Source organism: Streptomyces sp. NPDC007875, from assembly GCF_042868035.1.
GTDB classification, from domain to species: domain Bacteria; phylum Actinomycetota; class Actinomycetes; order Streptomycetales; family Streptomycetaceae; genus Streptomyces; species Streptomyces antimycoticus.
The window spans coordinates 420,156-435,576 of sequence record NZ_JBIADZ010000001.1 but is presented as its reverse complement, the minus strand read 5'-3'; the positions used below and the strand labels follow the sequence as shown (position 1 = coordinate 435,576).

Below are 15,421 nucleotides of genomic sequence, written 5' to 3'. Positions count from 1 at the left end.
AGGGAGCCCTCAAAGCGTAGAGCCCGAGATGGAGCCTCAGGCAGGGGACGCATCAAGGGCCGGTTCCCAGTAGAGGCCACAACTCGCCGAAGCTCAGAAGGCACTGAGCGGATCCCGTGTCCAGACTGCTGGCACCCCCCCTCTCATACATGACCGACCTGAGATGCCGCTCCCAACAACGGCTGCCCGCTGCCGGACCGGGCGCCTCTTGGGCGTGGTGTTGTTTGAGCAGCGGGCCGACATGCAAAAGGACCCCGATCTCAGCGTCTCCGCTGGTGACGGGGTCCATCAGGCACTCGCACGAGTGCCCCCGGCAGGATTCGAACCTGCGCACACGGCTCCGGAGGCCGTTGCTCTATCCCCTGAGCTACGGGGGCCTGTCGCCGCTGTCTCGCGGCGACAGGTAGAACACTATCAGCTCGCAGAGGGTGGTCATGAACGCTTATCGGGAGCTGGTGGGAGGGGGAGCGGAGGGGCGTATACCGCATGTGGAGGTGGGGGCGCAGGGGTCTTGGGGAAAGGTCCCTCGCACGGGGCGGAAGTGGGGAAAACCCGGACGCGGCCGTGGCTGCGCGCCTACTCTTCAGGGTGTGCCTGGCTTGTCCGGCCGGGTCCTTGTCGTCGACGACAACAAGGTCATCCGGCAGCTGATCAGGGTCAACCTCGAGCTGGAGGGCTTCGAGGTCGTGACCGCGGCCGATGGTGCCGAGTGCCTGGAGATCGTTCACCAGGTGCGGCCCGATGTGATCACTCTCGATGTCGTGATGCCCAGACTCGATGGGCTGCATACGGCGTCGAGGCTGCGCGCTGATGCTCGAACGTGTCATGTGCCCGTCGCGATCATCAGTGCGTGTACGCAGTACGAGATGGACAGCGGGAAGGCGCTGGGCGTCGATGCCTTCCTCGCGAAACCCTTCGAGCCCGTCGATCTTGTCGAGCTCGTACGGAGGCTGATGCGGCAGGGGGCGGCCGGTGCGGCGGCTCCTGGTGATGCCGAGCCGGTTGTGGGGCCCACCGGGTAGTGGTGGGCCCCAGGGCCGACCTGTCGCTTCCGGGCTGAGGGTCTCGGCTTTGGCTCTGTGTCGGTGCGCCCTGTGTCGGTGCGCCCCGCGCGCTCGTCCGAAGGGCGAAACCGGTTCGCTTTCGTACCCCCCTCCTCCCATACGCTGGTCCCGTGACTCCCGCCCAGCTCTCCCGCACTGTGCTGCACACCGTGCGTCGTGCCGTTGAGGACGACGAGCTGTGCGTTGCCGTGCCGGAGCGGGTGAAGGTGCGGACGCCTCCTCGGCCCGGGTGTGGGGATTACGCCACCAATGTCGCCCTGCTGCTGGCCAGGGGTGAGGGGGACGCGCTCGTTATCGCCGAGGTTTTGCGGCGGCGGCTTGTTCGCGCTCCTGGGATCGCCCGCGTTGATGTCGCCGCTCCTGGGTTCCTCAACATCACCCTCGAGGGCACCTCCCATGCTCAGCTCGTGCGGGCCGTCCTTTCCCAGGGGCTTCGCTACGGGCATGGGGATGCGCTCGCCGGGGTGTCGGTTCCGCTCGGGGCCAGTGATGAGGTCCGGGCCGCGCTCGTCGCCCATGTGGTGCGGGGGCTTGTCGACGCCACCGGGGGAGTCGTTGTTCCTGGTGACGGGCCCGTCGTGCGGGCCGTTCCGGTCTCCGGGCGTGATCTGCTCACCCGCCTCGGGCCCGACGCCGCCCGCTGGGCGCTGCTCCGGCCCGCCGGGCGCGATCTGCCCGATCTCGACCCCGCCCACCTGCTCTCCCAGCGCGAGGACAACGCCCTCTTCCGGGTTCAGTACGCCCATGCCCGCACCCGGGCCCTGATGCGGAACGCGAGCCAGTTCGGCATCACCCCCGAGCCCCAGTCCGAGGCCTACGACGACCCCGAGTCCGGTGCCTACGGCCATCCCGCCGAGACCGCCCTGCTCGCTCTCCTCGCCGATCACCCCCGCACCCTCGAGGCCGCCGCCCGGCACCGTGCGCCCGATCGGCTCGCGCGGCACCTTGTCGCCACCGCCGACGCCTTCTTCCGGTTCCATGACGACTGCCCGGTCCTCCCCTCCGGGGAGTCCTCCGGCGAGCGCAAACCCTCGGCCGTCCACCGTTCCCGGCTGGCCCTTGCCGACGCCGCCGGGGCGGTGCTCGCCGGCGGCCTGCACCTGCTCGGCATCAGCGCACCCGAACATCTGTAAGACCTTGTGTAAGACCTTGAGAGAGACAGCAGAGACAGCATGAGCCGATCCGCCCATCCCGCCGGGCCCCGCCACGCCGATGTCCTTCCCGAGGGGCACTACGCCGCGCCGCCCGCCGATCTCAATCAGCTCGACCCCCGCGTGTGGTCCCATACCGTCGGGCGGAACGCCGACGGCGTCGCCACCGTCGGCGGGATCGACGTCAAGACGCTCGCGGAGGAGTTCGGGACCCCCGGCTACTTCCTCGACGAGGCCGACTTCCGGGACCGCTGCCGGGCCTGGCGGGAGGCGTTCGGGGAGGACGCCGACGTGTTCTACGCCGGGAAGGCGTTCCTCTCCCGTGCCGTCGTGCGCTGGCTGACCGAGGAGGGGCTCAATCTCGACGTGTGCTCCGCCGGGGAGCTGGCGACCGCGCTCGCCGCCGGGATGCCCGCCGAGCGGATCGCGCTGCACGGGAACAACAAGTCCACCGGTGAGATCGAGCGGGCCGTCGAGGCGGGTGTCGGGCGGATCGTGCTCGACTCGTTCCAGGAGATCGCGCGTGTCGCGCACATCGCCCAGCGGCTCGACAAGCGCCAGCGGGTGCAGATCCGCGTCACCGTGGGTGTAGAGGCGCATACCCACGAGTTCATCGCGACCGCCCACGAGGACCAGAAGTTCGGCATTCCGCTCGCGGGCGGGCTGGCCGCCGAGGCCGTACGGCGGGCGCTCAAGCTCGACGGGCTGGAGCTCATCGGGATCCACTCGCACATCGGGTCGCAGATCTTCGACACCTCGGGCTTCGAGGTGGCAGCCCACCGCGTCGTCGGGCTGCTGGGGGAGATCCGGGACGAGCACGGCGTCGAGCTGCCCGAGATCGACCTCGGTGGCGGCCTCGGCATCGCGTACACCTCGGAGGACGACCCCCGCGAGCCGCATGAGATCGCCAAGGCGCTGCGCGACATCGTCCACCGGGAGTGCGATGCGGCCGGGCTCGCGGTGCCGCGGCTGTCGGTCGAGCCGGGGCGGGCGATCGTCGGGCCGACCGCGTTCACGCTCTACGAGGTGGGCACGGTCAAGGAGCTGCCGGGGCTGCGGACGTACGTCAGCGTCGACGGTGGGATGTCCGACAACATCCGTACCGCGCTCTACGACGCGGAGTACTCCGTGGCGCTGGTCTCCCGCTCCTCCACCGCCGAGCCGATGCTCTCCCGCGTCGTCGGCAAGCACTGCGAGTCCGGCGACATCGTCGTACGGGACGCCTTCCTGCCCGCCGATCTGGCGCCCGGCGACCTGATCGCCGTCCCCGCCACCGGCGCGTACTGCCGCTCGATGGCGAGCAACTACAACCACGCGCTCCGGCCGCCCGTCGTCGCCGTACGGGACGGGCAGGCGCGCGAGATCGTCCGGCGCGAGACGGAGGAGGATCTCCTGCGGCTCGATGTCGGCTAGCGAGAAAAGGATCTCGGATACTGGACCTGGGGCAGGAAATCCCGTCCAGTGCCTGAGACTGGTGCACTAACGCGCTGATGCATGAACGCGATGGATGAGAAACGAGGTCGGATGATGCGTACGCGTCCGCTGAAAGTGGCGCTGCTGGGCTGTGGAGTGGTCGGCTCAGAGGTGGCGCGCATCATGACGACGCAGGCGGACGATCTCGCGGCGCGCATCGGGGCCCCGGTCGAGCTGGCCGGGATCGCCGTGCGGCGCCCCGGCCGGGTCCGGGAAGGGGTGCCGGCGGAGCTGGTGACCACCGATGCCACGGCCCTGGTCAAACGCGGGGACATCGATGTGGTGGTCGAGGTCATCGGCGGGATCGAGCCCGCCCGCACCCTCATCACCACCGCCTTCGACCACGGCGCGAGCGTGGTGTCCGCCAACAAGGCGCTGGTCGCCCAGGACGGCGCCGCGCTGCACGCCGCGGCCGAGCAGCGCCGTGCGGATCTCTACTACGAGGCCGCGGTCGCGGGGGCGATCCCGCTGGTGCGGCCGCTGCGCGAGTCGCTCGCCGGCGACAAGGTCAACCGCGTCCTCGGCATCGTCAACGGCACCACCAACTTCATTCTGGACCGGATGGACGGCAGCGGCGCCGGCTACAGCGAGGCGCTGGACGAGGCCACGGCCCTGGGCTACGCCGAGGCCGACCCGACCGCGGATGTCGAGGGCTTCGACGCCGCCGCGAAGGCCGCGATCCTCGCCGGGATCGCCTTCCACACCCGGGTCACCCTCGACGATGTGCACCGCGAGGGCATCACCGAGGTGACCGCCGCCGACATCGCCTCCGCCAAGCGCATGGGCTGCACCGTCAAGCTGCTCGCGATCTGCGAGCGGGCCGCCGACGGCCGCTCGGTCACCGCGCGGGTGCATCCGGCGATGATTCCGCTGAGCCACCCCCTCGCCTCCGTCCGCGAGGCGTACAACGCGGTCTTCGTGGAGGCCGACGCCGCGGGGCAGCTCATGTTCTACGGACCGGGCGCGGGCGGTTCGCCGACCGCCTCGGCCGTCCTCGGCGACCTCGTCGCCGCCTGCCGCAACAAGCTGGCGGAGGCCACCGGACCCGGGGAGTCCGCGTACAGCAGGCTCCCGGTGAGCCCGATGGGCGATGTGATCACTCGCTATCACATCAGCCTGGACGTCGCCGACAAACCGGGAGTTCTCGCACAGGTCGCCACAGTCTTCGCCGAGCATGGCGTGTCCATCGATACGGTCCGCCAGCAGGGGAAGGACGGCGAGGCGTCCCTCGTCGTCGTGACCCACCGCGCGAGCGACGCCGCGCTGTCGTCGACCGTGGAGGCGCTCCGCCGGCTCGACACCGTCCGCGATGTCGCGAGCATCATGCGGGTCGAGGGCGAGTAGAGGCCGGGTAGCGGCCGCGCTGAGGCCGAACAGAGGGTGAGCGGAGAGTAAGGGAAATCATGAACGCAATCGCCGACGCCGGGCCTCGAATGTCCGGCACCCGCCAGTGGCACGGCTGGCGGGGCATCATCGAGGAGTACCGCGACCGTCTCCCGGTGAGCGGGACGACGCCCGTCGTCACCCTGCGCGAGGGCGGTACGCCGCTGGTTCCCGCGCAGGTGCTCTCCGAGCGCACCGGCTGCGAGGTGCACCTCAAGGTCGAGGGCGCCAACCCCACCGGGTCGTTCAAGGACCGCGGGATGACGATGGCCATCAGCGAGGCCAAGGAAGCCGGCGCCAAGGCCGTCATCTGCGCCTCCACCGGCAACACCTCGGCCTCGGCGGCGGCGTATGCCGTACGGGCCGGGATGGTCTGCGCGGTGCTGGTCCCGCAGGGCAAGATCGCGCTGGGCAAGATGGGGCAGGCGCTCGTCCACGGTGCGAAGATCCTCCAGGTCGACGGCAACTTCGACGACTGCCTGACGCTGGCTCGCGGCCTGTCGGAGAAGTACCCGGTGGCGCTGGTCAATTCGGTCAACCCGGCCCGGATCCAGGGGCAGAAGACCGCCGCCTTCGAGATCGTGGACATGCTCGGGGACGCGCCCGACATCCATGTGCTGCCGGTGGGCAACGCGGGCAACATCACCGCCTACTGGAAGGGCTACAAGGAGTACGCGGCGCCGTTCGCCGACAGCGAGCCGCGCGCCTCCCGTACGCCCCGGATGTGGGGGTTCCAGGCGTCCGGCTCGGCGCCGATCGTGCGCGGTGAGCCGGTCAAGGAGCCGAGCACCATCGCGACCGCCATCCGCATCGGCAACCCGGCCTCGTGGACCTACGCCGAGCAGGCACGCGACGAGTCCGGCGGCTTCATCGACGAGGTGACCGACCGTCAGATCCTCGCCGCCTACCGGCTGCTCGCCGCGCAGGAGGGCGTCTTCGTGGAGCCGGCCTCCGCGGCGAGCGTGGCGGGTCTGCTGAAGGCGGCCGAGCAGGGGCTGGTCGACCCCGGCCAGCGCATCGTCTGCACGGTGACCGGAAACGGGCTCAAGGACCCGGACTGGGCGGTGGCGGGTGCGCCGCAGCCGGTCGTGGTCCCGGTGGACGCGGACGCCGCGGCCGTACGGCTCGGGCTGGTCTGATCCGGCCCCGCGAGGGTCTCGACACGGCGTGCCCCGGCCCGGCCCGGAACGGGGCCGCGACCTGGGGCGATGAGGGCTTCGGCGGGCCGCCGCTCCGCGGCTCGCCGGGCCTCCTCCAGGTCGTTCTCTAAAGATCCACTCAAGTGATGGCAGAGCAGGCGAGGGCGCGCGGAGCGACCCAGTAGAGTGGTCGCGGATGGTTGCAGGGAGCGCGACACGCATCGTGCGCCTCCCGTGCGCCCTATGTCGCCACAGAACCTTCCTTCGATAGGCTGTACTGAATCCGCCCCGACGCAGAGCGCTCGCCTCTGCGCGGCGTCGCCGTACGTGTCGCGGCCCCCGCGGTGTTCCGTACCTCTTCGAGCAATCACACGTCACCACAAGGAGAGTCATCGAGCGATGGCCGGTCCAGCGTTCCGCGCCGCCGCCGTCCGAGTGCGCGTCCCCGCATCGAGCGCCAACCTCGGTCCCGGCTTCGACGCCCTCGGTCTGGCCCTGGGCCTCTACGACGACGTGGTGGTCCGGGTGGCCGACTCCGGTCTGCACGTCGACATCGCCGGCGAGGGGGCGGAGACGCTGCCGCGCGACGAGAGCCATCTGCTCGTACGCTCCTTGCGCACCACCTTCGACCTGCTGGGCGGGCAGCCCCGCGGCCTCGAAGTGGTCTGCGCCAACCGCATCCCGCACGGCCGGGGCCTGGGCTCCTCCTCCGCCGCCATCTGCGCCGGGATCGTCGCCGCGCGCGCGGTGACCATAGGCGGCGCCGAGCGGCTCGACAACGAGGCGGTGCTGGAGCTGGCCACCGAGATCGAGGGCCACCCCGACAATGTCGCCGCCTGTCTGCTCGGCGGCTTCACCCTTGCCTGGACGGACGCGGGGTCCGCCCGGGCGATCAGGATGGACCCTGCGGATTCCATCGTTCCGGTGGTCTTCGTCCCTGGCCGGCCGGTGCTCACCGAGACCGCCCGCGGGCTGCTGCCGCGCGCCGTCCCGCATGTGGACGCGGCGGTGAACGCGGGCCGGGCCGCGCTGCTCGTCGAGGCCCTGACCAGGCGTCCCGAGCTGCTGCTGGCGGCGACGGAGGACCGGCTGCACCAGGAATACCGTGCTCCGGCGATGCCCGAGAGCGTGAGCCTGGTGAACCGACTGCGGACGGACGGCGTCCCCGCGGTCATCTCCGGTGCGGGCCCCACGGTGCTCGCGCTGGTCGAGGACGGTGCGGCCGACAAGGTCGCACGACTGGCGGGCGAGGGGTGGGCGGCCAACCGGCTGGCTCTCGACGCCGGGGGGGCGAGCGTCCTGCCGCTCACCTGACACCCCGGTCCGGGGCGTCCCGGACCCGGGAAAACTCGATAGCCGGTCTTGGAAAGGGGGAATGTTTGTTGGATCCGGTAGTGTTAACCTCAAGTCTGCACTTGATGCCTCTTGTATGTATTCGGAGGCGAGGTGCTCAGTGTCCCCATCCGGGACCACCCTTCTTCCGGGAGCCTCCCCCACTGCCTGAGCAGCCTGCCTGAGCAGTAGCGAGCACGCTCCGGAATCGGCGTGGCGGATCCCAGTGAACTCTCCGTCGCGTCGGAACCATGAATTGATCTCTCCGCCGTACCCCGGCGGACCACCGCCCCGGCCCGGTCCGTTACGGAAGGACCACAGCCGGACAGCACAACCGGTCGCCGAGCCAGACAGGCCGACGCCCGCTCCAGGGAAGGACCCTTCGTGAGCGACACCACCGATCTGATGGGCGTGAACGCCTCCGGCACCTCCGACAGCGGTGTCGGCAACAACGCGCCCGCCACGGACGCTTCCGCGCCCGCCACCGGTGCTGCCACTGGCGCTGCCCCGCGGCGACGCCGCTCGGGCACCGGCCTTGACGCCATGGTCCTGGCCGAGCTGCAGCAGCTCGCCTCGAGCCTTGGCATCAAGGGCACCGCACGGATGCGCAAAGGCCAGCTGATCGAGGTCATCAAGGAGAAGCAGGCCGCGGGCTCCGGCTCCGTCGAGGGCGCCGAGAGCACCCCGTCCGCCGCGGAAGGCGCGACCAAGCCCAAGCGCCGCGCCACCTCGCGGACCCGCACGGGCGATGACGCCGAGGAGAAGGCCGGCAGCGCCAAGTCCTCGAAGTCCGCCGGGAAGGCGGAGAAGGCCGGCAAGGCCGACGCCGAGGAGAAGGCCGTCGCCCAGCAGCAGATCGAGATCCCGGGCCAGCCCGGTGAGCCCGCGGGCGATGAGCAGCCGGTCGGTGAGCGCCGCCGCCGTCGCGCCACCGCGCCCGCCACCACCCCCGATGCCGGGGGCACGGCCACCGCTGTCGAGACCAAGACGGAGACTCGTACGGACGCCTCCGCCAAGACCGAGACCAGGACCGAGCCCAAGGGCGACGGAAAGGCCGAGGCCGCCGTCGACACCGCCGAGGGCAAGGGCGCCAGGGGCGGTGACCGCCAGGAGCGTGGCCAGAAGGGCGACCGCCGGGAGCGTCAGCGCGACCGCGGGGACCGCGGGGACCGCGGCGAGCGCGGCGACCGTCGCGGCAAGGGCGACGACGGCCAGCAGGGCGGCGGCCGCCAGCAGCGCGACGGGCGCGGCCAGGCCCAGCAGCGCCCCGACGAGAGCGATGACGACTTCGACGGCGGGCGCCGTGGCCGCCGCGGGCGCTACCGGGACCGTCGTGGCCGGCGTGGCCGCGACGACTTCGGCAACGAGCCGCAGGTGTCCGAGGACGACGTCCTGATCCCGGTCGCGGGCATCCTCGACATCCTCGACAACTACGCGTTCATCCGGACCTCCGGCTACCTCCCGGGCCCGAACGACGTCTATGTCTCGCTCGCCCAGGTCCGCAAGAACGGTCTGCGCAAGGGCGACCACGTCACCGGCGCGGTCCGTCAGCCGCGCGAGGGCGAGCGCCGCGAGAAGTTCAACGCGCTGGTGCGGCTGGACTCGGTCAACGGCATGGCGCCCGAAACCGGGCGCGGGCGGCCGGAGTTCGGCAAGCTGACGCCGCTTTACCCGCAGGACCGGCTGCGTCTGGAGACCGAGGCCGGCGGGCTCACGACCCGGATCATCGACCTGGTCGCGCCGATCGGCAAGGGGCAGCGCGGTCTGATCGTGGCCCCGCCGAAGACCGGTAAGACCATGATCATGCAGGCGATCGCCAACGCGATCACCCGCAACAGCCCCGAGTGCCATCTGATGGTCGTCCTCGTCGACGAGCGGCCGGAAGAGGTCACCGACATGCAGCGGTCGGTCAAGGGCGAGGTCATCTCCTCGACCTTCGACCGCCCGGCCGAGGACCACACCACCGTCGCGGAACTGGCGATCGAGCGGGCCAAGCGCCTGGTCGAGCTGGGCCATGACGTGGTCGTCCTGCTGGACTCGATCACCCGCCTGGGCCGTGCCTACAACCTGGCGGCGCCCGCCTCCGGCCGCATCCTGTCCGGCGGTGTCGACTCGACCGCGCTCTACCCGCCGAAGAAGTTCTTCGGCGCCGCGCGCAACATCGAGGACGGCGGCTCGCTGACCATCCTGGCCACCGCGCTGGTCGAGACCGGCTCGCGCATGGACGAGGTGATCTTCGAGGAGTTCAAGGGCACCGGCAACATGGAGCTCAAGCTCGACCGGAAGCTCGCCGACAAGCGCATCTTCCCGGCGGTGGACGTCGACCCGTCCAGCACCCGTAAGGAAGAGATCCTGCTGGCGCCGGAGGAGCTGAACATCGTCTGGAAGCTGCGCCGGGTGCTGCACGCGCTCGACTCCCAGCAGGCCATCGAGCTGCTGCTGGACAAGATGAAGCAGACGAAGTCCAACGCCGAGTTCCTGATGCAGATCGCCAAGACCACGCCCACTCCGGGCAACAACGGCGACTGAGCGGATATCCGCCGGAACGCTCCGTAGACGAGGCCCCCCGCATCGCGGGGGGCCTCGCCGCGTTCGGTGAGAGGTGAGCCACAGCCCAAGTCCGGGCCACGGACCGGTCCTGATCACGCTATCGCCCGCGAAAATGCAGGTCAGAGCGGTAAGGCGGACGAAGGGGGGCGAACGGAGCGCCTGGCGGCCCGGACGAAAACCGGCCATCGCACGTATGCAACCCTGGCGCTCGGCCTTCCATCTGTCAGGTCGGAATATGGGCCGGAACACAGGCAGACTCCACCGCGAAACCGCGACGCCACGCCTGACCGTGACGGCAGGGGGTACTCGGGCAGCACATAGAGGACTGAGGAGCACATGGCCGAGGACAGCAGCAACGCACCGGTAACCCCGGGCCGCCACCGCACCCGCGGCGCAGCGTCGGGCCGCCGCCGCAAGCGGCCCAGCACGCGCCGCAGGGCCGTGCTCTACACGGTGTGGACGCTGGCCGCCGTGCTGGTGCTGGGCGGTGCCGGACTCGGCTACCTCTACTACAAGCTGAACGGCAACCTCACCGGCGTCGACGTCAACGCCGCCCTCGGTGCCGACCGCCCCAAGAACGTCGACAATGGCTCGATGGACATCCTCGTCCTCGGCTCAGACTCCCGGGCCGGCAAGAACGCGAAGTACGGCAAGGACGAGGGCACATCGCGCTCCGACACGGCGATGATCGTCCACGTCTACAAGGGCCACAAGAAGGCCAGCGTCATCAGCATCCCGCGGGACACGCTCATACAGCGGCCCTCCTGCACCACCAAGGGGGGGCAGGAGACGCCGGCCGTGCAGGCGGCGATGTTCAACAGCGCGTATGAGGCCGGCGGCCCGGCCTGCACCATCAAGACCATCGAGTCCATGACGGGCATACGCATGGACCACTTCCTCGAGGTCGACTTCTCCGGCTTCAAGCAGCTGATAAACGACCTCGGCGGCGTCAACATCACCACCACCGCCCCGATTCACGACCCGAAGAGCCACCTCGACCTGGCTGCCGGCCCGCACACGCTGGACGGGGAGCAGTCCCTGGGCCTGGTGCGCACCCGGCACGGCGTGGGCGACGGCAGCGACCTCGGCCGGATCAAGCTCCAGCAGGCGTTCGTCAAGGCGCTGCTGGACCAGGTCAAGCACGTCGACGTGTTCGGCAACCCGAAAAAGCTCTACGACCTCGCCGACACCTCCACCAAGGCGCTCACCACCGACTCCGAGCTGGCCTCGGTGAGCAAGCTGAAGGGCTTCGCCGAATCCATGAAGGGCATCGGCTCGGGCGACATGAAGATGACCACGCTGCCCGTCGAGTACGACCCGCAGAACCCGGCCCGGGTGCTGCCCATGGAGCGCAAGGCCAAGCTGATATGGACGGCGCTCCGCAACGACCAGCCGGTCCCCGCGTCGGCCACCAAGGGCTCCGCGGGCGACGCCACCGACGCGGGCAAGGTCGTCGAATAGCCTCCCGGGAGGGGTCGGGAATATGCCGGCCCGACCCCCGGTTTTGGGAGATGCGGCCAGTACTGGCAAACTGGATCGTCGGTCCCGGTTCACGACAGGCATCCCGCCCGTCGACCCGGTGCCCTCCCGAACCTAGGAGATTCCCTTGAAGCGCGACATCCACCCGGAGTACGTCGAGACGCAGGTCAGCTGCACCTGTGGCGCCTCCTTCACCACCCGTAGCACCGTGAGCGGCGGCGCCATCCGTGCCGACATCTGCTCCGAGTGCCACCCGTTCTACACGGGCAAGCAGAAGATCCTCGACACCGGTGGCCGCGTGGCGCGGTTCGAGGCCCGCTTCGGCAAGAACGCCGGGTCCGCCAAGAAGTAGCGACCCGCACGGCGCCGGTCTTCGGTCGCCCCTTCCCTGGGGCGACCGGACCGGCGTTTTGTCGTCACCGGCCCTTCCGGCACTTCTTCTCCGCAACACCCCCACGCAGACCACTCAGGGAGCCCCCCGATGTTCGAGGCGGTCGAGGAACTGATCGGCGAACACGCCGACCTCGAAAAGCGGCTCGCCGACCCCGCGGTCCACGCAGACCAGCGGGAGGCGCGTCGGCTCAACAAGCGCTACGCCGAGCTGACCCCGGTGATCGCCGCCTACCGCGCCTGGAAGCAGGCCGGGGAGGACATCGAGACCGCGCGGGAGCTGGCCCAGGACGACCCCGACTTCGTGGACGAGGTCAAGGAGCTGGAGCTGTCCCGCGAGGAGCTGACCGACCGGCTGCGGCTGCTGCTCGTCCCCCGCGACCCGAGCGACGACAAGGACGTCATCCTGGAGGTCAAGGCCGGAGAGGGCGGCGAGGAGTCCGCGCTGTTCGCCGGCGATCTGCTGCGGATGTATCTGCGGTACGCCGAGCGCGTCGGCTGGAAGACCGAGATCCTCGACGCCAACGAGTCCGACCTCGGTGGCTACAAGGACGTCCAGGTCGCGGTGAAGACCAAGGGCGGGAACGGCGCCACCGAGCCCGGCCAGGGCGTCTGGGCCCGGCTGAAGTACGAGGGCGGGGTGCACCGGGTGCAGCGGGTGCCCGCCACCGAGTCCCAGGGCCGTATCCACACCTCCGCGGCCGGTGTGCTGGTCACGCCCGAGGCCGAGGAGGTCGAGGTCGAGATCGGCCCCAACGACCTGCGGATCGACGTCTACCGCTCCTCCGGCCCCGGCGGCCAGTCGGTCAACACCACCGACTCCGCGGTGCGCATCACCCACCTGCCCACCGGCATCGTCGTCTCCTGCCAGAACGAGAAGAGCCAGCTCCAGAACAAGGAGCAGGCGCTGCGCATCCTGCGCTCGCGGCTGCTGGCCGCGGCCCAGGAGGAGGCCGAGCGGGAGGCGTCGGACGCGCGCCGCAGCCAGGTCCGCACCGTCGACCGGTCCGAGCGCATTCGTACGTACAACTTCCCGGAAAACCGGATCTCGGACCATCGAGTCGGTTTCAAGGCGTACAACTTGGACCAGGTGCTCGACGGTGAACTCGAACCGGTCATCCAGGCGTGCGTCGACGCCGACGCGGCCGCCAAGCTGGCGGCCGCGGGCTGAGTGAGCCACCCACCGTCGTAGGCTTCGTGCTCTTGTCCGGACCGGCTGGAGGAATTCAGTGAACGTGCTGCTCGCCGAGGTGGCGCAGGCCACTCAGCGGCTGGCCGACGCGGGCGTGCCCTCACCGCGCTTCGACGCGGAGGAGCTCGCCGCCTTTGTGCACAGCGTCAAGCGGGGAGAGCTGCACGGCGTGCCCGACGCCGACTTCGACGCCCGCTACTGGGAGGCGGTCGCCCGTCGCGAGGCCCGCGAGCCCCTTCAGCACATCACCGGCCGCGCCTTCTTCCGCTACCTGGAACTCCAGGTCGGACCTGGCGTCTTCGTGCCCCGGCCGGAGACCGAGTCGGTGGTCGGCTGGGCGATAGACGCGGTCCGCGCGATGGACGTCGTCGAACCGCTCATCGTCGATCTGTGCGCCGGTTCCGGGGCCATCGCCCTGGCGCTCGCCCAGGAGGTGCCGCGCTCCCGGGTGCACGCCGTGGAGCTGGACGAGGGCGCCCTGCGCTGGGCCCGCAAGAACGTCGAGGGGTCCCGCGTCGTTCTCCATCACGCGGACGCGTTGACGGCCCTGCCCGAGCTCGACGGGCAGGTGGACCTCGTCATCAGCAACCCGCCGTACATCCCGCTGACCGAGTGGGAGTACGTGGCGCCGGAGGCCCGCGACCACGACCCCCAGCTCGCGCTCTTCTCCGGAGAGGACGGCCTCGATGTGATCCGTGGCCTGGAGCGCACCGCCCACCGGCTGCTGCGCCCCGGGGGCGTGGTGGTCATCGAGCACGCAGACACCCAGGGCGGCCAGGTGCCGTGGATCTTCACGGAGGAGCGTGGCTGGGCGGACGCCGCCGACCACCCCGACCTGAACAACCGGCCCCGGTTCGCCACCGCGCGGAAGGCCATGCCGTGACGGCGGCACCGCACCACACATTGGCCACGTACGAGGAGGTCCGTTAAAGATGGCACGGCGATACGACTGCGGGGACGCGACCGACCGCAAGACCGGCCTGCGCGAGGCCGCCTCCGCCGTCCGCCGCGGCGAACTGGTCGTGCTGCCCACCGACACCGTCTACGGGATCGGCGCGGACGCCTTCAACGCCGAGGCGGTCGGCGATCTGCTCGAGGCCAAGGGCCGCGGCCGCAATATGCCCACCCCGGTGCTGGTCGGCTCCCCGAACACCCTGCACGGCCTGGTCACGGACTTCTCCGAGATGGCCTGGGAGCTGGTCGACGCCTTCTGGCCCGGTGCGCTCACCCTCGTCGCCCGGCACCAGCCCTCGCTCACCTGGGACCTGGGGGAGACCCGGGGCACCGTCGCGGTGCGGATGCCGCTGCACCCGGTGGCGATCGAGCTGCTGACGGACTTCGGCCCGATGGCGGTCTCCAGCGCCAATCTGACCGGACACCCCTCTCCGCAGGACTGCGACGCCGCCCAGGACATGCTGGGGGACTCCGTCTCGGTGTACCTCGACGGCGGGCCGACCCCGGCCGCCGTGCCCTCCTCGATCGTCGACGTCACCGGCAAGGTGCCGGTGCTGCTCCGGGCGGGCGCGCTCACCGCCGAGCAGCTCCGGGAGGTCGTACCCGACCTCGAGGTGGCGAATTGACAGCCCCTGAGGGGCGTGGCATAGCGGAACACCGTGAGAAGAACGCCGAGGCCACCTTCCGCATCCTCCACGTCAGCACCGGCAATGTGTGCCGCTCGCCGATCACCGAGCGGCTGACCCGGCATGCCCTCACGCACCGTCTCGGCACCGTCCGCACCCGCGGTCTGATCGTGGAGAGCGCCGGCACCTGGGGCCATGAGGGCGCGCCCATGGAGGCGCACGCCGCGACGGTCCTGACCGACTTCGGCGCCGACCCGGCGGGCTTCCTCGGCCGTGAGCTGCTGGACGAGCACGTCATCCGCGCCGACCTCGTCCTGACCGCCACCCGCGACCACCGGGCGCAGGTCATCTCGATGGGGCACTCGGCCGGCTTGCGCACCTTCACGCTCAAGGAGTTCACCCGGCTGGTGCGGGCCATAGACCCCGCGACGCTGCCCGATCCGGAGGAGGCGGGCGGTGTGGTGGAGCGCGCCCGCGCCCTGGTGCAGGCGGCGGCCGCGCTGCGCGGCTGGCTGCTGGCGCCCACCGAGGACGCGGACGAGGTGCACGATCCGTACGGGGCGCCGATCACCTTCTTCCGCTCCATCGGCGACGAGATCAACCAGGCCCTGGACCCGGTCGTCACGGCCCTGACGGGGGTACCCGCCCCCGCGTAGCCCCCCTGGCGGGACCCCCGGGCGCCGCGGGC

The 15,421-nt window shown here is 70.6% G+C and carries 13 protein-coding genes and 1 tRNA gene; 13 read left to right on the top strand and 1 reads right to left on the bottom strand.

Annotation, left to right across the window (positions count from 1 at the left end; genetic code table 11):
• Positions 1–305 precede the first annotated feature (305 nt).
• Positions 306–377 (bottom strand) — tRNA-Arg (locus tag ACFYOY_RS01860).
• A 213-nt stretch (positions 378–590) separates the two neighbouring features.
• Between ACFYOY_RS01860 and ACFYOY_RS01855 the strand changes: the two genes are divergently transcribed.
• The 13 genes from ACFYOY_RS01855 to ACFYOY_RS01795 all read left to right on the top strand — a co-directional run bounded on the left by ACFYOY_RS01855 (position 591) and on the right by ACFYOY_RS01795 (position 15,389).
• A complete protein-coding gene (locus ACFYOY_RS01855; protein ID WP_232546197.1) occupies positions 591–1,022 on the top strand; it encodes a response regulator in 432 nt (143 codons plus the stop codon).
• Positions 1,023–1,174: 152 nt separating this feature from the next.
• Complete coding sequence (gene nrtL, locus ACFYOY_RS01850) at positions 1,175–2,197, top strand: ArgS-related anticodon-binding protein NrtL (protein ID WP_388584180.1); 1,023 nt, start codon at positions 1,175–1,177, stop codon at positions 2,195–2,197.
• 39 nt (positions 2,198–2,236) lie between these two features.
• Entirely contained in the window at positions 2,237–3,628 is a 1,392-nt protein-coding gene (gene lysA, locus ACFYOY_RS01845) for a diaminopimelate decarboxylase (RefSeq protein WP_388584177.1), read from the top strand.
• Positions 3,629–3,739: 111 nt separating this feature from the next.
• On the top strand, positions 3,740–5,032 hold the full coding sequence (locus ACFYOY_RS01840) for a homoserine dehydrogenase (protein WP_078643647.1): 1,293 nt from the start codon (positions 3,740–3,742) through the stop codon (positions 5,030–5,032).
• Positions 5,033–5,091: 59 nt separating this feature from the next.
• Positions 5,092–6,210, top strand: a complete 1,119-nt coding sequence (gene thrC / locus ACFYOY_RS01835; RefSeq protein WP_351880205.1) for a threonine synthase — start codon at positions 5,092–5,094, stop codon at positions 6,208–6,210.
• A 399-nt stretch (positions 6,211–6,609) separates the two neighbouring features.
• On the top strand, positions 6,610–7,524 hold the full coding sequence (gene thrB, locus ACFYOY_RS01830; protein ID WP_351880208.1) for a homoserine kinase: 915 nt from the start codon (positions 6,610–6,612) through the stop codon (positions 7,522–7,524).
• 402 nt (positions 7,525–7,926) lie between these two features.
• On the top strand, positions 7,927–10,071 hold the full coding sequence (gene rho, locus ACFYOY_RS01825) for a transcription termination factor Rho (RefSeq protein ID WP_388584172.1): 2,145 nt from the start codon (positions 7,927–7,929) through the stop codon (positions 10,069–10,071).
• Between the two features lie 357 nt (positions 10,072–10,428).
• Complete coding sequence (locus ACFYOY_RS01820) at positions 10,429–11,553, top strand: LCP family protein (protein ID WP_351880214.1); 1,125 nt, start codon at positions 10,429–10,431, stop codon at positions 11,551–11,553.
• Between the two features lie 145 nt (positions 11,554–11,698).
• Complete coding sequence (gene rpmE, locus ACFYOY_RS01815) at positions 11,699–11,923, top strand: 50S ribosomal protein L31 (protein ID WP_059147681.1); 225 nt, start codon at positions 11,699–11,701, stop codon at positions 11,921–11,923.
• Between the two features lie 129 nt (positions 11,924–12,052).
• The gene (gene prfA / locus ACFYOY_RS01810) at positions 12,053–13,132 is read left to right on the top strand and encodes a peptide chain release factor 1 (protein ID WP_211123646.1); all 1,080 of its coding nucleotides are present in this window, start codon (positions 12,053–12,055) and stop codon (positions 13,130–13,132) included.
• Positions 13,133–13,190: 58 nt separating this feature from the next.
• Positions 13,191–14,036, top strand: coding sequence for a peptide chain release factor N(5)-glutamine methyltransferase (prmC, locus tag ACFYOY_RS01805; protein WP_059147679.1), 846 nt, complete (start codon positions 13,191–13,193; stop codon positions 14,034–14,036).
• A gap of 49 nt (positions 14,037–14,085) precedes the next feature.
• Positions 14,086–14,733 (top strand): L-threonylcarbamoyladenylate synthase, encoded by a 648-nt coding sequence (locus ACFYOY_RS01800; protein WP_014054918.1) that lies wholly within the window; start codon positions 14,086–14,088, stop codon positions 14,731–14,733.
• Complete coding sequence (locus tag ACFYOY_RS01795) at positions 14,730–15,389, top strand: protein-tyrosine-phosphatase (protein WP_351880220.1); 660 nt, start codon at positions 14,730–14,732, stop codon at positions 15,387–15,389. The genes ACFYOY_RS01800 and ACFYOY_RS01795 overlap by 4 nt, the downstream gene beginning before the upstream one ends.
• The last annotated feature ends 32 nt before the right edge of the window (positions 15,390–15,421 follow it).

What these genes read in the sequence shown, in the direction of transcription:
- lysA (WP_388584177.1), top strand. Translation starts at nt 2,237, where the DNA reads ATGAGCCGATCCGCCCATCCCGCCGGGCCCCGCCACGCCGATGTCCTT.
- ACFYOY_RS01840 (WP_078643647.1), top strand. Translation starts at nt 3,740, where the DNA reads ATGATGCGTACGCGTCCGCTGAAAGTGGCGCTGCTGGGCTGTGGAGTG.
- thrC (WP_351880205.1), top strand. Translation starts at nt 5,092, where the DNA reads ATGAACGCAATCGCCGACGCCGGGCCTCGAATGTCCGGCACCCGCCAG.
- thrB (WP_351880208.1), top strand. Translation starts at nt 6,610, where the DNA reads ATGGCCGGTCCAGCGTTCCGCGCCGCCGCCGTCCGAGTGCGCGTCCCC.
- ACFYOY_RS01820 (WP_351880214.1), top strand. Translation starts at nt 10,429, where the DNA reads ATGGCCGAGGACAGCAGCAACGCACCGGTAACCCCGGGCCGCCACCGC.
- prfA (WP_211123646.1), top strand. Translation starts at nt 12,053, where the DNA reads ATGTTCGAGGCGGTCGAGGAACTGATCGGCGAACACGCCGACCTCGAA.
- ACFYOY_RS01800 (WP_014054918.1), top strand. Translation starts at nt 14,086, where the DNA reads ATGGCACGGCGATACGACTGCGGGGACGCGACCGACCGCAAGACCGGC.